The sequence below is a fragment of the Thermostichus sp. OS-CIW-20 genome, from assembly GCF_054061455.1.
Map to the genome: position 1 here is coordinate 115954 of NZ_JBSSEF010000004.1, position 18761 is coordinate 134714.

17 protein-coding genes are annotated in these 18761 nt (G+C 61.9%); 10 read left to right on the forward strand and 7 right to left on the reverse strand.

The window, feature by feature from the left end:
• Positions 1–232 precede the first annotated feature (232 nt).
• The 4 genes from ACVWXC_RS03115 to fmt all read left to right on the forward strand — a co-directional run bounded on the left by ACVWXC_RS03115 (position 233) and on the right by fmt (position 5423).
• Entirely contained in the window at positions 233–1957 is a 1725-nt protein-coding gene (locus ACVWXC_RS03115) for an electron transfer flavoprotein (RefSeq protein ID WP_457390937.1), read from the forward strand.
• A gap of 288 nt (positions 1958–2245) precedes the next feature.
• On the forward strand, positions 2246–3646 hold the full coding sequence (gene mgtE / locus ACVWXC_RS03120) for a magnesium transporter (protein ID WP_099813160.1): 1401 nt from the start codon (positions 2246–2248) through the stop codon (positions 3644–3646).
• Positions 3647–3722: 76 nt separating this feature from the next.
• A complete protein-coding gene (locus ACVWXC_RS03125; RefSeq protein ID WP_071813519.1) occupies positions 3723–4430 on the forward strand; it encodes a hypothetical protein in 708 nt (235 codons plus the stop codon).
• Between the two features lie 24 nt (positions 4431–4454).
• Positions 4455–5423, forward strand: coding sequence for a methionyl-tRNA formyltransferase (fmt, locus tag ACVWXC_RS03130; RefSeq protein WP_099813161.1), 969 nt, complete (start codon positions 4455–4457; stop codon positions 5421–5423).
• An 84-nt stretch (positions 5424–5507) separates the two neighbouring features.
• Here fmt and radC read toward each other — a convergent pair whose 3' ends face one another.
• The 3 genes from radC to ACVWXC_RS03145 are packed head-to-tail and all read right to left on the reverse strand — an operon-like array spanning position 5508 to position 8992.
• Entirely contained in the window at positions 5508–6239 is a 732-nt protein-coding gene (gene radC, locus ACVWXC_RS03135; RefSeq protein ID WP_011430522.1) for a RadC family protein, read from the reverse strand.
• A 7-nt stretch (positions 6240–6246) separates the two neighbouring features.
• Complete coding sequence (locus ACVWXC_RS03140; protein ID WP_457390934.1) at positions 6247–7938, reverse strand: ArnT family glycosyltransferase; 1692 nt, start codon at positions 7936–7938, stop codon at positions 6247–6249.
• A complete protein-coding gene (locus ACVWXC_RS03145) occupies positions 7931–8992 on the reverse strand; it encodes a CIA30 family protein (protein WP_011430520.1) in 1062 nt (353 codons plus the stop codon). The genes ACVWXC_RS03140 and ACVWXC_RS03145 overlap by 8 nt, the downstream gene beginning before the upstream one ends.
• 391 nt (positions 8993–9383) lie before the next feature.
• Here ACVWXC_RS03145 and psbV point away from each other — a divergent pair, with 391 nt between their 5' ends.
• The 4 genes from psbV (at position 9384) to ACVWXC_RS03165 (ending at position 11899) form a co-directional block, all read left to right on the forward strand.
• Positions 9384–9920, forward strand: a complete 537-nt coding sequence (gene psbV / locus ACVWXC_RS03150; RefSeq protein ID WP_011430519.1) for a photosystem II cytochrome c-550 — start codon at positions 9384–9386, stop codon at positions 9918–9920.
• Positions 9920–10444, forward strand: a complete 525-nt coding sequence (gene psbV2 / locus ACVWXC_RS03155; protein ID WP_011430518.1) for a photosystem II cytochrome PsbV2 — start codon at positions 9920–9922, stop codon at positions 10442–10444. The genes psbV and psbV2 overlap by 1 nt, the downstream gene beginning before the upstream one ends.
• Before the next feature lie 70 nt (positions 10445–10514).
• Positions 10515–11015 carry a hypothetical protein gene (locus tag ACVWXC_RS03160; RefSeq protein ID WP_011430517.1) on the forward strand — a complete coding sequence of 167 codons (501 nt, stop codon included), beginning with the start codon at positions 10515–10517 and terminating at the stop codon, positions 11013–11015.
• Positions 11003–11899 carry a sulfatase-like hydrolase/transferase gene (locus tag ACVWXC_RS03165; RefSeq protein WP_083759164.1) on the forward strand — a complete coding sequence of 299 codons (897 nt, stop codon included), beginning with the start codon at positions 11003–11005 and terminating at the stop codon, positions 11897–11899. The genes ACVWXC_RS03160 and ACVWXC_RS03165 overlap by 13 nt, the downstream gene beginning before the upstream one ends.
• Positions 11900–11979: 80 nt before the next feature.
• Here the strand turns inward: ACVWXC_RS03165 and ACVWXC_RS03170 are convergent, their stop codons facing one another.
• From ACVWXC_RS03170 to ACVWXC_RS03185, 4 genes are all read right to left on the reverse strand, one after another.
• Entirely contained in the window at positions 11980–13116 is a 1137-nt protein-coding gene (locus ACVWXC_RS03170; RefSeq protein ID WP_457390931.1) for an AI-2E family transporter, read from the reverse strand.
• A 21-nt stretch (positions 13117–13137) separates the two neighbouring features.
• A complete protein-coding gene (gene fabI / locus ACVWXC_RS03175) occupies positions 13138–13914 on the reverse strand; it encodes an enoyl-ACP reductase FabI (protein WP_011430514.1) in 777 nt (258 codons plus the stop codon).
• A 59-nt stretch (positions 13915–13973) separates the two neighbouring features.
• Positions 13974–15779 (reverse strand): aspartate--tRNA ligase, encoded by a 1806-nt coding sequence (gene aspS / locus ACVWXC_RS03180; RefSeq protein WP_457390928.1) that lies wholly within the window; start codon positions 15777–15779, stop codon positions 13974–13976.
• Positions 15780–15851: 72 nt separating this feature from the next.
• Positions 15852–16787: a metal ABC transporter solute-binding protein, Zn/Mn family gene (locus ACVWXC_RS03185; protein ID WP_457391032.1), complete on the reverse strand. Its 936-nt coding sequence runs from the start codon at positions 16785–16787 to the stop codon at positions 15852–15854.
• A 62-nt stretch (positions 16788–16849) separates the two neighbouring features.
• Between ACVWXC_RS03185 and ACVWXC_RS03190 the strand changes: the two genes are divergently transcribed.
• Positions 16850–17605 carry a metal ABC transporter ATP-binding protein gene (locus ACVWXC_RS03190; RefSeq protein WP_457390926.1) on the forward strand — a complete coding sequence of 252 codons (756 nt, stop codon included), beginning with the start codon at positions 16850–16852 and terminating at the stop codon, positions 17603–17605.
• A gap of 294 nt (positions 17606–17899) precedes the next feature.
• Positions 17900–18733: a metal ABC transporter permease gene (locus tag ACVWXC_RS03195; protein WP_457390924.1), complete on the forward strand. Its 834-nt coding sequence runs from the start codon at positions 17900–17902 to the stop codon at positions 18731–18733.
• Positions 18734–18761: the final 28 nt, after the last annotated feature.

An 18761-nucleotide genomic window follows, 5' to 3' on the forward strand; every position in this document is an offset into this window, starting at 1 on the left:
AAGCCAGCTCAAAGACAGCCCCTTTTTCTCTGGCAAGAGAGGCTCGAATCCGGCTAGCTGGAAAAATTGCAGGAAGGAGGGATCCCTACCCAAGCAAGGCAAGAGGCTGGGGGTGGGCCCCCGCGGGGAGAACGCCCAAAGCCTTGAGAAGGTCTAAAGTTTTGGGATCTTTCCACTTTTCCTTTCTAGGATACGGGCAGACTCTCCAGAGCCACTGGGTGGGGAATTTTGCATGAGTGACGCCATCCGCTACGACCTGCTTTTGGTGGGGGGGAGCTCCTCCAACCTGATCCTGGCCCATCGCCTTTTGGATCTGGCCAAGCTCTCGGGGCTCAAGCTCTCCATCGCCCTTTTGGAAAAAGCCCGGCAATTCGGCGGGCACATCATCAGTGGTGCCATCTGCAATCCCCAGGTAATCGCCAGGCTTTTCCCGGATTTTGAGAGCCAAGGATTTCCCCACGAGGGGCGGGTGGAGGTGAGCCACCTGAGCATATTGGGATCCCAGGAACGGTGGGACTTGCCAGAGGCAGTGATCCCAAAGGGGTTGCGCAAACAGGGGCAGCTCATCCTCACCCTCAGCCATGTCATTCGCTGGCTAGCCGAAACCCTACAAGAAAAGGCTAAAGGGATCCCCAACGTCACCCTGGACGTATTCCCTGGCTTTGCCGCCCATGAGATCCTCTATGAGGGGGAGCGAGTCATTGGGGTGCGGGTGAGCGACTCCGGCCAGGTTTATGAAGACTGTGTCTTTGCCGAGCTCACTTGTTTTGGCGACAAGGGGTTTATCTCTAAGGACCTGATCGAAAGATTTCACCTGCGCCCCCGCCCGCAACTGTGGTCAGTGGGGGTCAAGGAGCTGTGGCAGATTCCTGGCTCACTGCAGGGGCAGGTGTGGCATACCCTGGGCTACCCGGTTTTGGATGGCAGCTTCAGCGGCGGCTTTGTCTATGGTCTCAAAGATAACCGCCTGGCTCTGGGCCTCATCATTGGCCTCGACAGCAAAAATCCCAACCTCAACCCGCAGCAGCGCCTGCAGGAGTTCAAAGCCCACCCCTGGATCCAGTCCCTGATTGCTGGCGGCAAGTTGCTCAAGTACGGGGCGGCTGTCATTCCCGAAGGGGGCTACTACAGCTTGCCCAGCCGCTTTGGCGTCGAAGGGGCTTTGCTTTTGGGCGATGCCCTGGGGGTGCTGGATGTGGGCAGCCTGGCCGGGATCAACAACGCCATGGAGACCGGTTACCTAGCAGCGGGCCTCATTCACGACGGCTTCTTGAAAGGAGATCTGCGGATCCAAGAGGCCTACCAAAAGGCGGTGATGGAGAGCTCCGTTGGCCAAGATCTCTACCGTAGCCGCTACTTCCGGGAAGCCTTTTTGGAAAACCCCCATCTGCTGGAAGCGTACCTGCCCCAGATCTGCCGCAGCGTTGATGCCGGCCACCCTTGGCTGGGATCCCTGCGCTGGGGCCTGCAGGATCCCGTGCGTCGCGGCAGGGAACTCCTGCGTGCCTATACCCTGCTGACGGGACGGGTCAGCGCCGGCGAGCCGCCCCCCCAAGGCTATGTCGCCCCCCATGCCGCCATCCAAGCGGACTTTGTGGCTCCCCCAGGTCTGGATCCCGAAACATTGACCACGCGAGCGGGCTATTTCTCGCGATCCGATGCCGTCTTTTTTGCGGATCCCCGCTACCCCGAAGGCAACCGGCACATCCTCGAGTTCAGCGCCGAGATCTGCCGCCAGTGCATTGCCACCTACGACAAGCTCAACCGCCCCACCCCCTGCGTGGCCGATTGCACCGCGGAAGTCCACCACATCCGCGAGCAAAACGGCATCCGCTCCCACGCCATGTCGCTGGAAAACTGCATCCAGTGCCGCACCTGCGAGATCGTCTGCCCCCACTTAAACCTGCGGGTTAACCCCAGCTACGAGGGATCCGGCCCCGACTTTTATGGGCTCTAGCCGAGCTGTGGCCAGCGAAATAGGGGCTCAGCCTTGCTGGCATTATTGACGTTCTCTCCAGGGCCCCCCGTAGACGGGGGGTTGGGGAGGACGCCATAACCCCAACTACTGGGCCAAGCCGAGATACTTGCGTCGGATATTGCTCGAACCAATACCGTGGATCGAAATCCGCAGGCGCTCGTGACATCATCATAAAGTCGAGATAAGGCGGCTTATCCCCAGGGCTAAAGTCCGGGGCTTGCGCCGCCCGACCTTTGGTTACAGCTAGAGTTGCAGGGAGCAAGGCCGTTGAATTCCGCCCCGCTGATCCCACCCGCCCCCAGTCCTGAGTTGAGCCGCGAGCAATCTTGTGAGCTCTTGCGCGGCCAGCTCAGCTTGGCCTTAAAGGAAAACAACTTGGAACAGGCCAAATCTCTCCTGCTGCCGGTGCAGCCGGTGGACATTGCCGAGGTCATTGGGGAGTTGCCGGAGGCGCAGCAGGCTCTGGCCTTTCGCTTGCTGCCCAAGGATCTGGCTATCCGCGTTTACGAACACCTGGACATAGAGCTGCAACAGACGCTGCTGCGCGAGTTCAGAAGCCAAGAGATCCAGGACATCCTGGACAAGATGTCGCCGGACGACCGGGCCCGCCTCTTCGACGAACTGCCGGCCAAGGTGGTTGCCGAACTGCTGCCGCAGCTCAGCCCCGAAGAGCGGGAAGCCACAGCCTTGCTGCTGGGCTATGCCCCCAACACCGCGGGGCGGATCATGACTCCGGAATACATTTCCCTGCGAGAGAACCTGACCGCAGCCGAGGCGCTGGAGCGGGTGCGCCTCTTGGCCCGCGAAACCGAGACCATCTACTACCTCTACGTCACCGACCAAGAGCGACACCTGACGGGAACCCTGTCCTTGCGGGAGTTGGTGATGGCCGACCCGGCCCAGCGGCTGGAGGAGGTGATGAACCGGGAGGTGGTGTTTGTCAGCACCCACACCGACCAAGAAGAAGTGGCGCGGGTCATCCAGCGGTACGACCTGTTGGCGGTGCCGGTGGTGGATGCCGAGCGGCGACTGGTGGGGATCGTTACGGTAGATGATGTACTGGACATCCTGGAGCAAGAGGCCACCGAAGACATCTACTCCTTGGGGGGGTTGCAGTCTGGAGAAGAGGACTATTTCGACCTCAGCTTTTGGCAGGCGGCCCGCAAGCGGGTGGTGTGGCTGCTGATTTTGCTGTTTACCAACACCTTTACCAGCACGATTATTGCCGGTCAGGAAGAAGTCTTAAGCCAGGTGATTGCCCTGGCGGCTTTTATCCCCCTGTTGGTGGATAGCGGCGGCAACGTCGGCTCCCAGTCTTCGACGGTGGTGATTCGCGGCCTGAGCACGGCGACGGTGCGCCTCAAGGACGGGTTTGGGGTGCTGGCCCGGGAAGCGGCGGTGGGAGCCATGCTGGGGATCATGCTCAGCTTGATCACCATCGGCTGGGCCTATGCCCTGCAGCGGGATCTCTTGGTGGCGATCAGCGTCGGGCTGAGCCTATTTGGGATTTCTGTTCTCTCTTCGGTGTCGGGGGCGGGGCTGCCCTTTTTGTTCCGCTCCTTCGGCTTCGATCCCGCTTTGATGGCTACCCCCTTCATCACCACGATTGTGGATGTGCTAGGGGTGTTGATCTACTTCTCCGTTGCCCGCTTAATCCTGGGAATCTAGCCCCGGCTGGCAACCCCTCCAAGCCCTTGCCGAACTTGGGCTAGGTTGGATCTGGTCTTGTTGCGGATCCCTGCCGATGTCTGACCATTCTGTGGAGGTCCAGGCGGCTCTCCCGGAGATCGTGGCTCGCTTGCAAGCAGCCCTGGGATCCCAGGGGCTGGGACATCTGCAGGTGCAGGCGCGTCTTTCCGGACACCGCCTGTTGCTGCGCCTGGAAGGGGATCCCCTCCCGGATGCGGATCGGCTGCTGCAGGGCCTCTTGCCAACCCTAGAGGAAATAGCGTTGAGCTACCGGCAGCGCCAGGTGGAGCTGTTTGGCTTTCCCCCCAACGAAGGGATCCCGGAGTGGCACCGCGAGTGGCGCTACCAGCCGCCGCCCAACCCCAACAGCCCCTTGTATCGCGCCCAACGCGGGGATGGAGAAGCCATCCAGTATGTGCTCGACTACCTGCTGCGCCCGCAGGGGATCCAGGCCCGCGTCCATCTGCACCCCAAGCTGGGCCTCTTACAGGTGAACTTGCAGGCAGCGGAAGTTCCGGATCCGGCTTGGGCCAAGGACTTTGTGCGGCGGGCCTTGACCCGTCTGGAATGGACCTTTGTGCAGCGGCTGCGGCTTTCCGGGCAAAAGCTGGGCTCCTTCTTGCCGGCCTGGAGCCAAGAGTTCGATCTCAAACAGCCCGCCTTTTGGCAGGCTTCCCCGACCAGGCTTTCTCCCTTTCCTTCTCCAGCAGCCGACGCCGCCGAGGGCGAGCCCTCTCCACCTTCCCCGGCCGCTCTAGACTAAAGGGCAGGGCTCAGGGGGTCGGCCATGCGGGTTGTTTTCTTTGGCACGCCGGAGTTTGCTCTGCCCTCGCTGCAGATCTTGTTGCAGCCGCAGTCTCCCTTTGAAGTGGTGGGATTGGTCTGCCAGCCGGATCGGCCGCAGGGGCGAGGACAGAAGGTGCTTCCTCCGCCCACCAAGATCCTCGCCCAAGCCCACGGGATCCCGGTGTGGCAGCCTGGCCGGCTGCGGCGGGATCCAGAGGTGCTGGCGGCGCTAGAGGCGCTGGCTGCCGATGTGTTTGTGGTGGTGGCCTACGGCCAGATCTTGCCGCCGGCGGTGCTGCAGATGCCCAAGCTGGGCTGCATCAATGTCCACGCTTCCCTCCTGCCGGCCTATCGCGGCGCCGCCCCCATCCAGTGGGCCATTGCCAACGGCGAGACCGAGACCGGCGTCACCACCATGCTCATGGACGAAGGCATGGATACGGGGGCCATCTTGCTGCAGGCCAAGCTGCCCATCGAGCCGGAGCAGACCGGCTTGGAGCTGGCCTCCCAACTGGCCCAACGGGGGGCAGAGCTGCTGGTGGAAACCCTGGTGAAACTGGAAAAAGGAGAGCTGACCCCCATTCCCCAGGATGACTCGCGGGCAACCTATGCCCCCCTGCTTAAAAAACAGGACTTCCAGCTCGACTGGCAGCGCCCGGCCCAGGCCTTGCACAACCAAATCCGCGCCTTTTCCCCGGACTGTTTTACCGGCTTGCAGGGGCAGCGGATTAAGATTGTCCGCTCCGCCGCTCCCCAGTTGCACCCGCCACCTGCCGAGCTTCCCCCGGGCAGCCCCGGAGAAGTGGTGGGACTGGCCAGGGGAGAAGGGGTGTATGTGGCCACAGGGGAGGGATCCCTCCTCATCCGGCGGGCCCAACTGCCCGGCAGGAAGGAACAGTCGGCCTGGGATCTGGTCAACGGCGGCCAACTCAGGGTGGGCATGCGCTTTGAGGTGCTGCCGGATCCCTAGCCCCGGCCCCCCTCTTGTCCCCCCGCCTGCGGGGGGATGTAGGGGGGCGGGGGTGGTCGCGTTAGCGGCGCGGAGCGCTTGGAACTACTCGGGCTGGGGAAATTCCTCCCACAGGCGGGTGTGTTGGCGCAGGCTGAGGAACTGCCCGCCGCCGAGGATGAGGTGATCCAAAACCGGGATCTGCAGCAGTTGCCCCGCCTGCAAGAGTTGCCGGGTGAGAGCAAGATCTTCCGGGCTGGGATCCAAGCTGCCGGAGGGGTGGTTGTGGGCCACCAGGATGCGGCTGGCCCCTTGCCTAATGGCGCTGCGGAAGGTTTCCCGCGGGTGGGTGAGGGTTTCCGTGGCGGTTCCCCGGGTTACGATCTGCTGGCCGATGAGGCGGTGTTTGATGTCCAGGTGCAGGACGGCAAAATGCTCCTGGGGCTCCCACATCAGGTCGCCGCTTAGGGCCATGGCCGCCTGTTCCGGCGATTCAATCACCGTCCGCTCGGGGGGTCGGGCCAAAAAGATCCGCCGCCCCAGCTCGATGGCGGCCAACACTGTTGCTGCTTTGGCTGGGCCAATGCCCTCAATTTGCAGCAGCTCTCCGGCTTCCACCTGGCGCAGTTGGGCCAGGGGATCCCCTTGGGCTTCCAATGTTTTCAAGAGCAACTGGGCCAGGCCCACAGCCGAGAGCTTGCCCGGCCCCTGGCCGGTATTGAGCAAAATGGCCAGCAGCTCGGCGTGGGAGAGGCTTTTGGCCCCTTGGCTGAGCAGCCGCTCGCGCGGGCGATCCTGAAGGGGAAGGTCGCTGATCCGCAACACGTACTGGCCCATATCTTCCCTAGGTTTTCTTCAACAGCCAAAAGGGGCTGCGGCGCTCCACGGCCTGCCAAGCTGCCGCTGGGATCCCTGGCTCCGTTAGCTCAGCTACAAAGGGATCCCAGGTCACCAGATAGTCGGGCACCTGGCCTTGGGCTTGCCAGGCAGCCAGCTCCTCCAGCTTGGCGGCATAGGGCACCCGCAGCGGACCATAAAAATAGGGTACAAACGAGCGGAGCCCGTAGAGGCCAACCCTTCCCAAAAGAGCCGGTTCTGGGCCGGCAAACTGGCGGAAAAAGTAGACGGATCCCCCCTGGGTATGCTGCAACACCCTTGGGAAGATGCAGCTCCAGGCCAACTGGGCGCTGAGTCCAGTGGCCAAGAGCAAGATGGCCCATCCCCGAACGCTCTGCCGCGCCCTGATCCAGGCCAGTCCCCCCAGCACCAGGAGCAAAGCAGGGCCATAGGTGAAGAAGGGCCATTCCACCTCGGCCTGTAGGTATCCCAGGGCCAAACGGCCGGTTAGGCTGTCGGGGATCCCCAAGGCGGCCCCCACTTGGGCCCGCAAAGCCGGATCCTGGGATCCCAGCCACGGCAATAGCAGCCACAGGGCCAGCCAACCCAGGCCGCTGAGCAGGATCCAGGCAGTTTCCCCAAAGCTGGGCCCCCTTTTCTCGGCAACCAGGCCTTGCAGGCGCAGGGCGGCAAAGTAGGCGCCGATGGGGTAAAGCAGCGAGGTGTAGTGGATCAACTTGGTTTGCACCAGGAGCGAAAACAGGGCCAGCACCACCCCAAAGGCCACCAAGAGCAGGCGTTCTGCCCGCTGAGTTAAATCCGCAGCCGCCGAGTCAATACTCCTGGGGATCCTCTCCAGGATCCCGGCCAGGGCCAAAGCCCCCCAGGGAAAGCACCCCCAGGCAAAGGCCAAAAGATGCAGGTAGACCGGGCCCGGATGGCCGCTGGGGGTACTCACCAGACCCCACTGGTAGTGCCAAAACGCCGCCAGCCACTGCAGCCCCCGCGCTGTCACTTCCAGCACCAGCCAGGCCAGGGGAACAGCCGCCGCCAGGCCCAAAAAGATCACCATCTCCCCCCACCCCATTGGCGGATCCCGCTGCCAGAGCTTGTAGAGGATCCAGATGGCTAGCGGCAACACCAGCCCCACCGGCCCCTTGGCCAACACCGCCAGGCCCAAAGCCAGCGCGCCCAGAGCTCTCCACCCCTGACCGGAGCGCCCGGCCCGACGCGCCTCCTCAGCAGCCCAAAGGGATCCCAGCCCCACGCCCATACCCAAATTCAGCAGCGGGTCGATGAGGCCGGTTTTGTAGAAAAACAGGGGCAGGTAGCCCGTCAGGAGCAGGATCCCCCAGAGGCAGCCAAACCCCGCCCCGCGCAGCCGCCCTCCCCACGCCACCAAAAGGGCTACGGTGATCCCGCCAACCCAGGCATTGGGCAGCCGCGCCGCCCCTTCGTTGACCCCCAGGGCCGCCATCGCCAGGGCCTGCAGCCAAAAAAAGAGGGGGGGCTTTTCGAAAAAAGGCTCGCCGTTAATTTGCAAAGCCAGGGGATCGCCGCTGGCCAGCATCTGCCGCGCCAAGCTGGCGTAAATGAGCTCGTCCCAGTCAAACAGGTAAGGGATCCCCTGGCCCGCCCACAGCCATAGGCCGGCCAAAAGCCCCAGGGATCCCTTGAGGCGGCCCAGAAGCTTAGCCATGGACAGCTTCTAGAGGCACCACCCGGCCCACACTCTCGGGCGAGTGCAATAGCCGCAGCAACTGGGCTGCCAGAGCAGATCCCTCGATCTCTGCAGGAATCTCCACCCCACACCAGCGGCTGGAGCTCTCCCGCAAGGCCGCCACCCAATCGGGAGTTAGGGATCCCCGCGCCACCCCCATCAGTTGCGGCAGCGGATCGCGGCGGTAGAGCCCGATCCAGCGCAGGCCCAGTTGGAAGGGCCCAGGCCGAAAGCGGGGGTTGGGGCTGCCGTCCGCCTCAAACTTGCTCAGCATCAGTTGCAGGGAATAGATCTGGCGGGTATTCAAAGGGGGAGCAGCAACCCGGCGGGCGCGAAAGGTAGGCACCATCTCGGCAAAAGGCACCTGGACGGTCTGCTCTTCCCCTGGGGTGGTGTCGAAGGCATAGCCGTAGGCCGGGCTGTCCCAACCCCCTTGATCCCGCAGCAGAACCTTGTAGCGCTGCCCATCCCCCCGCAGCCGCAGCTCCAGGCCGGCAAACCCCGACACATCCAAGGGAGGCTGCCAGTTGCGGGTGCGCGTGGAAACAAAGCCGCCGAAGTTGGCCGTGGAAACCTGCCCCGTAAACAGCAGCTCGCCCTCGCCCCAGAGCAGTTGGCTTTGGCTCACCCCGCCCATCACCACATCGTCTAGGATGCCCCAGAACTGGTTCACCTGGGGGTCAGGCCGGCGAAAGTCAAAGAGCATCTGTTCCGTCTGGCCGCTGCGGCGCAGCCGCTCCAGGTGGGCCTTAGCTTCCTCCCGGTTCTCCAGACCCAGGATGACCCTGGCTGTCACCTCATCCCCTCTCTCCTGGACTTCCGCCCCCTGCTGTTGCAGCGCCTCCGCCAGCCCCACTGGTAGGCCATCGCCCAAGAAGATCACGGGAAGAGGAGCTGAAGTCGCCAGGGAAGGAGGCATGAAGTCAACCGCTGCTGCTTGGAACCCATTCTGAACCCAGCGCCATAGGTCGGCAAAGGGCAGCGCTTCGTAGTAGGTCAGCGTGTTCCAAAACCGCCCCAGGTCCCAAGGCATTGCCTACCCACTTAGAGAACGCACGCAGGAGAGATGCTTACAGGATAGCCCCAGCCAGGGGATCCCTGGCAATTGAACCGCCTTTGAGGACTCCTCAACCCTATCTGTCCCAACCTCTGCTGTCCTCTCCAGGAGGAAAGAGATCCCTTCTCCGAGTTTGCTTTTGTGTATCGCATTGCCGATCTCGGCAGGGTGGGGGCAATAACCCGACCGTTGAAGGGGCCCTGAATTCGCAATCAAACTTAACACCAAGGTCGAAGAGAACGCCTTGCAAAACGGATCCCGGATCCCATCTGCAAATGATCTCGCAATGGTCTATTCTTGATCCTGTTGTCGGGTTTGTCGCTGGAGCAGAGCTGACCCCTTTTCTAAGATCGAACTACGGAGAACCATGTTTAGCAAATTTTTTTCTCTTCAGAAAGCGTTCGCGGCGGCGCGTCGTCGGTTACTGATCCTGATCTTGGTTTTGGGGATGGCCGGGTATGCCTGGGGGCCGGCCTTGGCGGCCAGGCAGATTCCTCCTGTAGCCTTGTCGCCAACCGAGTCCATCACTTTCACGGAAGCGCAACTGGCCAGAGGAAAGCAGTTATTCAACAGGGCCTGTGCCCAGTGTCATGTGGGTGGACAGACCTATCCCAATCCGGATGTTACCTTGAAGCTCTCGGATCTGGAGGGGGCAACACCTCCCCGCGATAATGTGTTGGCGATCGTGGACTACATCAAGAACCCGGTCACCTATGACGGGGTAGAGTCCCTGGTGGAATATCATCCCAACACCCAGCTTCTAAGTGAGTATCCTCGCCTGCGCAACCTCACCGATGAGGATCTGAAGTTAATTGCCGGCTACATCCTAGTGCAGGCTAAGACCGTGCCCGGCTGGGGCGGCACCAAGAGCGAATCCCACAGTGACCTTTCGGCCTATCTCTGATGCCTGGGCAAACTCAAGGGGCAAAGCGGTGGCGGGTCCCGGGCCGTGGCTGGAGGTGGGCCGGGATCCTGCTTCTGGTATGGCTAGGGCTAGCTAGCCCAGCAGCAGGCCGCATTGATCCTTACGTGAGCCACTATCTGCGAACCACTGAGCCGATAGAGCTGCCCTGGGATGCGGAAGGGCACATGCTCACCTTTACTCCAGAGCAACTTACCGACGGGAAAAATCGCTTTCAGTCCGCCTGTCTGAACTGCCACGTGGGTGGCTCTACCCTACCGGCCCCCAACATTTCCCTTTCGCTCAAGGACTTGCGCGGCGCCACCCCACCCCGCGACACCATTCAAGCCTTGGTGGAGTACCAACGGGATCCCCGCAGCTACGATGGCACCGAGGTTAGCTATGGCTGCCGCCCCGTGCCCCCCTCCTGGATGGATGATGAAGCGCTGCGCAACCTGGCTGCCTTTATCCTCAGGGCGGCTCAAGTGGCTCCGGGCTGGGGATCCAACGCAATCGGAGGTGGCTGAGGACTCGGGGTTTCCTCCGCCGCTCCTTGCAGGGGTGGTGGTAGCCTGGTGAAGAGGGAAGGTGGCGGCCATGCTCCAGAATATCCGCTCCATACTCCTGGGCCTGTGGATACTGACCCTGCTCGTTTTCCTTGTCCAAAACTGGGGATCTGCGGCAGCCGTAGTCGTAGCCGGGCAAGCTGGCGCTGCGATTCCTTTGTCGCTGACGCTCTTGACGGCCTATGGGGTAGGAGTGGGCTTGGGGTTTCTGTATGTGGGCGCTTGGCGGCTGCACGACCGGGTATTCCAGCGACAGGCAATCCGCAAGTTAAACCAGCTCATCGAGCGAGTGCGCTTTTTGGAAGCGCAGATGATTCCCCCCGACCACTATTTGCCTCAGGATCTGCCGGATCCCCAGGCAGGCCGCTATTCCTACTCCAATATCCCGCCGGAACGCATTCGCGACCCGGCTCCTAAATCTGCCAATCCTGAGGAAGAACTTGAGGAGGAAGACGACGCGGCCACAGCCCCCAACTGGCGGATCGTCCGACGGCCCTATTCTGCCCAGGAGGAAGAGGAATGGGACTCTTGAACTGGTGGCGATCTTCTGCGGCTCCCTCGTCTGAGTCCGACCCTCGACCGGAACCCCAGGGACAGAATAACTATCTGCTGATCGTTCTCGACAGTTGCCGTTTCGACAGCCTGCTGGCCGCCAACCCCAAGCATCTGCTCAAGCTGGGATCCCTGGAAAAGCGCTGGAGCTACGCTTCCTGGACGGCTCCCGCCCACTACAACCTGCTCATGGGCCTGCTGCCCCACACCAGCCCCACCCAGGTTTTCGCGTCTGAACACTACAAGCAGGAATATTTGCGCTACAACGAGCGCCTCGGTACCCGGCAGCCGATCGAGTTCAAGCATCTGCTGCCCCACCTCTATTTGCCGACGCTACTGAAGCACCAACTGGGCTACACCACCCACGCCATGGTCTCCCTGCCGGTGCTCAACCCCAGCACCCTGCTCAACCGCGACTTCGATTCCTACCGCCTCATGCCGCGCCACAACGACATGGCAGCCATGGTGGAGCAGTTGCGCTTTGATCCGGATCGCCCCAGCTTTTACCTGTTGAATGTGGGCGAAACTCACTATCCCTACGCCCTGCCCGATGAGGATCCCAGCCTGTGGCCCCGCATCTCTGGGGTGAATGGCGTGTTAAAGCGCCTGGATGAAGGGGAAGAGGCCGGGATCCCCTTTTTCAGCGCCGCCCAGTTGGAGGAGCTGCGCCAGCGGCAGATCGAGGCGGTGCGCTACCTAGATGGGGTTTTTGAACAATTGTTCGATCTGGTTCCCAAAAACACCTACATCACCGTTACCGCCGACCACGGCGAATTGTTCGGGGAAGGGGGCTATTTTGGCCATGGCCCCATCCACCACGAAAAGGTGCTGGAGGTGCCTTTTATCGAGGGAAAAATTCGCTGAGGCCCTCACCCCCGGCCCCTCTCCCAAAGGGAGAGGGGAGATACGGATTCGGGTTCGGCTCCGCTTGGAACGTCAGCACGCTAAATCTGTTGGGTCTCCGGTTTGGGCAAGGTGGGATCCCGGCGAGTTTCTCTGCGACTTTCGCCCAGAGAGGTCACTCTCGTGGTCGAGTCCAAGCCCTCTTCGGCGGCCAAGTCGGCGGAACGCGCGATCTCGTAGAGGCTTTTCACCACACTGGTTAGGGGAATCGCGACGATGACGCCCAGGATGCCCCCCAGTTGCGCCCCCACCAACAGGGCGATCAAGATCCACACCGGGTTGAGGCCGATCAGTTCCCCCATCAGGCGGGGGGCGATGACCCGATCCTTAACCTGCTGCACAATTAGGGAGACCAGCACCACCTTGAGGCTGAGCCAGATATCCTGAAAGGCCAGCAGCACCGCTGCCGCGCCGATGCCAATAAAGCCCCCCACCAGTGGGATCACCTCCAGCAGGCCGATCAACAGGCCAAACAAAAGCCCGAAGGGCACGCGCAAAAACCCAAAAATTGGCACCAGCATCAGGGCCATGATGAACCCCAACACCAACTGGCTGATGAGAAAGTTCTGGAAACTCAGAGCCAGGGCTTCGCCGATGCGCGGTCCCCAGGGCTTGGGGAAGAGGCTGAGCAACCCCTGCCAGAACTGCCCCCCGTAGAGCAGCATGTAGAGGGCCAGCACCAACACCAACACCAGATCGATCACCTGATTGAAGGTGCCCAGGAGGATGTCCAGGGATTGGCCGGCAATTTTTTCGGCGCTGGCCTGCAGGCGGTTGAGGAGGGTGTTCACCAGCTCTGTCTGGCCGAGGTTGATGTTGCGCTCTGCCGCCCACAGGCTGATTTGATCCAGCCAGCTTTGTAAGGTATCCACCCACTCCGGGATCCGCGCCCCCAACTGCACCACCTGCTTGGCCAGGATGGGCACCACAGCGATCCCCACCAAGGCCAGCAGCACCACCGACAGGGCAAAAACCAGGGTGACTGCCAAACCGCGGCTTACCCGATAGCGCCGCAGCACCTGCACCGGATAGTTGAGCAAAAAAGCCAGCACCGCCGCCGTCAGGATGGTGGTGAGCAGATGGCCAAACAGCCGGCCCACCTGTAGGGCCAGCCAGCCGCTGATGACGATCAAAATCCAGGTGAGCAGCAGCCGCTGCAAAGGCGAGAAGCGATTCATGCCAGGGGGATCCCCAAGAGCCTAAAAACCCAGGATGCTATATCCACTATCCACATAGATCACCTGGCCGGTAATGCCGCTGGCCAGGTCGCTGGCCAGAAAAGCTGCCACATTGCCCACCTCGAGCTGGGTGATATTGCGCCGCAGCGGAGCTTTCTCCTCGACCGCGTGCAGCATGGCATGGAAATCAGCAATGGCCGAAGAAGCCAAGGTGCGAATGGGTCCAGCGGAGATGGCATTCACCCGGATCCCGGCGGGGCCCAGCTCGGCCGCCAGGTAGCGAACGCAGGTTTCCAGGCCCGCTTTGGTGACAGCGGCCATGTTGTAGTTGGGCACCACCCGCACCCCCCCCAAATAGGTGAGGGTGAGGATGCTGCTGCCGGATCTCAAGAGAGGCTTGGCGGCCCGGCAGAGGGCAATCAGGGAGTAGGTGCTCACATCCATGGCCAGGGCAAACCCTTCCCGCGAGATATCGCTAAAGTTGCCGCTCAGCTCTTCTTTTTTGACGAAAGCCAGGCAGTGAACCAAGATATCGACCTGACCCCATTTCTGGGCTATTGCCTGAAACAGCTCGTCAATCTGCTGGTCGCTTTGCACGTCGCAAGGGAGGAGAAAATCCGGCTGCAGGGGCTCGGTGAGCTGCTGGACTTTGGTCTTGAAGCGATCCCGCTCGTCCGGCAGATAGGTAACCCCCAACGTCGCCCCCGCTTTGTGCAGTTGCTGGGCAATGCCCCAGGCGATGGAGCGCTCGTTGGCAATGCCGGTTACCAAGGCTTTTTTTCCGGTCAGGTCTAGCATACGGAAAGGTGGGGTAGGTTCTTCTCTATCCTTCCACAGTCCGGAACAGGGGATCCTGTTCAGCCGGGCTGATAGGTGGAGGCCACGTGCAGTTCTTTGAGCTGCTTGGCCTCGACGCCGGAAGGGGCACCGGTGAGCAAACACCTGGCCTGCTGGGTTTTGGGAAAGGCGATGACATCGCGGATGGAATCTTCCCCCGCCAAGAGCATCACCAGCCGGTCTAGGCCATAGGCGATGCCGCCGTGGGGCGGGGTGCCGTACTCGAAGGCTTCCAGCAAAAAGCCAAACTTGTCCCGCGCCTGCTCAGGGGTAAGGCCAATGGTCTGGAAAACCTGCTCCTGGATCTCGCGCTGGTAGATGCGCAGGGATCCCCCGCCCACTTCCACGCCGTTCCAGACCAGGTCGTAGGCCTGGGCCCGCGCCGTTTTCAGGTCGGCCAAGTCGTCGGGGTGGGGGGCGGTAAAGGGGTGGTGCAGGGCTTCCAGGCGGTTTTCCTCGGCATTGAATTCAAACAGGGGAAAATCGGTGATCCAGAGGAGATTCAAGGCGTTCTCCGGGATCAAGCCCAGCTCCTGGCCCAGGTGCAGCCGCAGGCGGCCCAGCGACTCGTTGACCACGGCAGCCGGCCCTGCTCCAAACAGCAGCAGATCCCCCGGCTTGGCGTTGGTAAGCTGCAGCAACTGCTGTTCCTGCTCGGGGCTGAGGCTTTCTTTGAGGGCGCCGATGGTGTCGAGGCTGCCGGGCCGCACCCGGATGAAGGCCAGGCCACCCGCCCCGTACTGGGTGACCAGCTTGAACAGATCCCCGCCCGGCTTGATGCGGGTGTTGGAGATCTTTTCGTCGCCGCCCGGCACCGGCAGAACTTTGATCACACCGCCCTCTTGCAAGGCCTTGGCGAAGACCTTAAAGCCGGATCCCTGAAACAGCGGCGAAACATCCACCAATTCCAGCCCAAAGCGGGTGTCGGGCTTGTCGGAGCCGTAGCGGGCCATGGCCTCGGCATAGCTCAGCCGCGGGAAAGGGCGGGGCAGGTCGATGCCTTTGACGGTTTTGAAGATATGGCAGAGGAGCCGCTCGTTGAGTTCCAGGATCGCCTCCTGATCCATAAAGCTCATCTCCATGTCCAGCTGGGTAAACTCCGGCTGGCGATCCGCCCGCAGATCCTCATCCCGAAAGCAGCGGGCAATTTGGTAGTAGCGATCCACGCCGGCCACCATCAGCAACTGCTTAAAAAGCTGGGGCGACTGCGGCAGGGCAAACCACTCCCCGGGGTTGACGCGGCTCGGCACCAGGTAATCTCTGGCACCTTCGGGGGTAGAGCGGGTGAGGATGGGGGTCTCCACCTCGATAAAGCCTTCTTCGTCCTCCAGGAAGCGGCGGATGGCCTTGATGACCTGGTGACGCAGCTGCAGGTTGCGGGACAGGCGCTCTCGCCTCAAGTCCAAGTAGCGGTAGCGCAGGCGGATCTCCTCCCGCACCTCTTCCCCTTCCTCCCCCGAGACGCTGAAGGGAAGCTGCTTGCCCACCCGGCTGAGAATTTCCAACTCTTCCGCGTAGACCTCCACCTCGCCGGTGGCCAGGCGGGGATTAAAGGAGTCACTAGGTCTTTGGTGAACCGTTCCCGTTACCCGCACCACATATTCGCTGCGCACCTGCCCCGCCAGCTCGTAGGAGAGGGGGGTTTTCTGGGGATCGGCCACCAGTTGCACGATGCCGGAGCGATCCCGCAGATCCAAGAAGATCACACCGCCGTGGTCGCGGCGGCGGTCGATCCAGCCGTAGAGGGTGACGGTCTGGCCGATGTGGGCCGGGCGCACTTGGCCACAGTAGAGGGAACGAGGCGGGCGACGGATGGCAGCAGGCATGGACGCGGTGAGATAACGAGGGTCTGAGCCCCTATCATACAAAACTCAGCCCCACCGTCTCGATGCTGCCCCTCAAGGACAGTCAGGGGATCCGCCCAAGGCCGCCACGATGGTGCAGGTGTTGAGGCGCATCATGGCGACGTAGGTTTCGGCGCCGCTGCCTGCTTCCCCCAAAGAGTCCGAGTACAGTTCCTGTTCGGCTACCTGCACCCCGGCTTCGGCGGCCACCGTCTGGATGAGAGCGGGGTTAAGGGTGGTCTCGGCAAAGACCGCCGGCACCCCCAGGGCGCGGATCTCCTCCACCAACTGGGCCACCGTCTGGGCGCTGGGCTGTTCCTCGGTGCTGATCCCCAGGAGGGATCCCCCCATCTTCAGGCCGTAGGCTTGGGTGTAGTAGGCAAAGGCATCGTGGGTGGTCACCAGAACCCGGTTGGCGGGGGGAATGGTCTGAATCTGTTCCCCGATCCAGGTGTGGAGCTCCTCCAGCTCCGCCCGATAGGCGGCGGCATTGGCCTGGAAAAAAGCGGCTTCGTTGGGGACTTGCTCCGTCAGCTCCTGGGCAATGTGCTCCACCATGAGGATGACGTTTTCCACATTGCCCCACACGTGGGGATCCGGCGTCGGGATCCCGTCTTCATCGGCGACGATGGGCTCAAGGATCTCGGCCAGGGCAACCCGCCGCGCTCCTTGGGCCGTGGCCTCGATAAGACGAATTAACCCCGGCTCCAGGTTGTAGCCGTTGTAAAACACCAGATCCGCTTGCTCCAGGGCCGCGGCATCGGCCGGCGTCGGCTCATAGACGTGGGGATCCACGCCCGGCTGCAGCAGGCTGCTGAGCTGGATGCGATCCTGCCCCACCTGCCCTACCCAATCGGCAATCAAGGTGGTGGTGACCACGACGCGGGGACGCGCCACAGCCAAGCCAGCCAGGGACAGCCAACCCCCGATCACCAGGCCAAATCCCACCGCCAAGCGGCGCCCAGCAAAAAACAAAGCTTTCATTTTCATAATCGTTTCATGATTCATGTACCCCCCTAGGTTACACTGGTCTTGATGAAAATGAAAGGAAAATGAAAAAACCAGCGGTTTCTCTCCCGCTTCGTCCGGCCTCCCTGGTGGTGCGGGATCTGACGGTGCGCTACGGCAAGTTGCTGGCGTTGGAGAGGATCGGCGCCGAGATCCGGCCGGGGCGCATCACGGGCATCCTGGGGCCCAACGGGGCCGGCAAGAGTACATTGCTCAAGGCGCTGTTGGGGTTGGTGCCCAAAGAGGGGGGCGAGGTGCGCTACGGCGGCCAGGTGCTGCGGGGGGAGCAAGTGGCCTATGTGCCGCAGCGGTCGGCCATCGACTGGAGCTTTCCGGCCACGGTGTGGGATGTGGTGCTGATGGGACAGGTAAGAGCTGCCGGCTGGTTGCGCCGCATCGGGCCAGAAGGTCGGGAGCGGGCCGCGCAAGCCCTGGAGCGGGTGGGGATGGGAGCCTATCGGGAGCGGCCCATTGGTCGGCTATCAGGGGGACAGCAGCAGCGGGTGTTTTTGGCGCGGGCTCTAGCGCAGGAAGCGGAGATCTACGCCCTGGACGAGCCGCTGGCCGGGATCGACCAGCCCAGCGAGGCCATTGTGTTTCAGGTGTTGCGGGAGCTGGCCGACGCCGGCCATATCGTGATGGTGGTGCACCACGACCTGGGGCAGGCGCTGGCCTACTTTGACGAGGTGCTGCTCCTCAACCGCGTGCTGATTGCCCAGGGATCCCCGCAGCAGGTGTTGCAGCCGCAGGTGTTGCAGCGGGCCTATGGCCGTATCCTGCCCTTGGACTCGGCTGCCTAGGGGGTGAGAGCATGACTCTAGTCAATAATAAGCTCAACTATACTGAAAATAATGTATAATATGTTCAGTACGGATTACTACCAGTTGATCTTTCTGTTTACTTTCGAGTCTGCCAACATGGTAGCCAAAGCAAAGCAGAAAATTGGTAGTAAGACGACACGGAAACTGCGCTTTGGGTATTCTACTCAAAGCTTTGCGGGATACCGCCATTCTGTTTGGAAACAAACAGAATGCTATCGCTGCATAGTTGAACAGTGATGTTCAGCAGTGTTCAGCGTAAATGTATCAGGTGGTATGGAAGGGCTCTGGCACACCCTGGCGGATCCCTTGCGCTTTGCCTTCATGCAGCGGGCCCTGTTGGTGGCCGTGGCCATCGGCATGCTCTGCGCCGTGGTGGGCAGCTATCTGCTGGTGCAAAGCTTGGCCCTGCTGGGAGATGCCCTCAGCCATTCGCTGCTGCCGGGCCTGGCCATTGCCTACATGCTGGGCCTAAACCTTTTTGTCGGCGCCTTCGTGGCGGGGTTGCTGAGCGCTCTGCTCATCCAGTGGATCCGCTCCGCCACTCCCCTCAAGCCCGATGCGGCCATGGGGATCGTCTTTTCTGCTTTCTTTGCTTTGGGGATCCTGTTGATCACCCTGATCCAACGGCGGGCCCGCATCGATCTCAACCACTTCCTCTTCGGCAACCTGCTGGGGGTAAGTGCTGCCGACGTGTTGACGGTGGTGGGCATCACCGCTCTGGTGCTGGGATTGGTGGCCCTCTTTTTTAAAGAGCTGACTTTTTACAGTTTCGATCCCCTGGGAGCCAAGGCAGCCGGCCTGCCCACCGAGGGACTGGGCTGGGGGCTGATGGCGCTCACCTCCCTAACTTTGGTGGCCAGCATGAAGGCGGTGGGGGTGCTGCTGGTGCTGGCCATGCTCATCACGCCGGCAGCAACAGCCTACCTGTTGGTGCCTCGCCTGCAGCAGGTGATGCTGCTGGGATCCCTGTTTGGCGTCAGCGCTAGCTTGCTGGGGATGTACGCCAGCTACTACCTCAACGTCGCTTCTGGCCCGGCTATTGTCCTGGTGGCCTCCACCTGGTTTGCCTTGGCCTTTCTGGCCAAAGTCATCTTCGGCCAAAGCTAAAGGCCGGGGAGAGGGATCCCCGGCCCAG

Coding starts and splice junctions, on each gene's coding strand:
- aspS (WP_457390928.1), bottom strand. CDS start 15,779: ATGCCTGCTGCCATCCGTCGCCCGCCTCGTTCCCTCTACTGTGGCCAA.
- ACVWXC_RS03115 (WP_457390937.1), top strand. CDS start 233: ATGAGTGACGCCATCCGCTACGACCTGCTTTTGGTGGGGGGGAGCTCC.
- fmt (WP_099813161.1), top strand. CDS start 4,455: ATGCGGGTTGTTTTCTTTGGCACGCCGGAGTTTGCTCTGCCCTCGCTG.
- ACVWXC_RS03165 (WP_083759164.1), top strand. CDS start 11,003: ATGGGACTCTTGAACTGGTGGCGATCTTCTGCGGCTCCCTCGTCTGAG.
- psbV (WP_011430519.1), top strand. CDS start 9,384: ATGTTTAGCAAATTTTTTTCTCTTCAGAAAGCGTTCGCGGCGGCGCGT.
- ACVWXC_RS03125 (WP_071813519.1), top strand. CDS start 3,723: ATGTCTGACCATTCTGTGGAGGTCCAGGCGGCTCTCCCGGAGATCGTG.
- ACVWXC_RS03190 (WP_457390926.1), top strand. CDS start 16,850: ATGAAAAAACCAGCGGTTTCTCTCCCGCTTCGTCCGGCCTCCCTGGTG.
- ACVWXC_RS03140 (WP_457390934.1), bottom strand. CDS start 7,938: ATGGCTAAGCTTCTGGGCCGCCTCAAGGGATCCCTGGGGCTTTTGGCC.
- fabI (WP_011430514.1), bottom strand. CDS start 13,914: ATGCTAGACCTGACCGGAAAAAAAGCCTTGGTAACCGGCATTGCCAAC.
- psbV2 (WP_011430518.1), top strand. CDS start 9,920: ATGCCTGGGCAAACTCAAGGGGCAAAGCGGTGGCGGGTCCCGGGCCGT.
- radC (WP_011430522.1), bottom strand. CDS start 6,239: ATGGGCCAGTACGTGTTGCGGATCAGCGACCTTCCCCTTCAGGATCGC.
- ACVWXC_RS03170 (WP_457390931.1), bottom strand. CDS start 13,116: ATGAATCGCTTCTCGCCTTTGCAGCGGCTGCTGCTCACCTGGATTTTG.
- ACVWXC_RS03160 (WP_011430517.1), top strand. CDS start 10,515: ATGCTCCAGAATATCCGCTCCATACTCCTGGGCCTGTGGATACTGACC.
- ACVWXC_RS03145 (WP_011430520.1), bottom strand. CDS start 8,992: ATGCCTTGGGACCTGGGGCGGTTTTGGAACACGCTGACCTACTACGAA.
- ACVWXC_RS03195 (WP_457390924.1), top strand. CDS start 17,900: ATGGAAGGGCTCTGGCACACCCTGGCGGATCCCTTGCGCTTTGCCTTC.
- ACVWXC_RS03185 (WP_457391032.1), bottom strand. CDS start 16,787: ATGAAAATGAAAGCTTTGTTTTTTGCTGGGCGCCGCTTGGCGGTGGGA.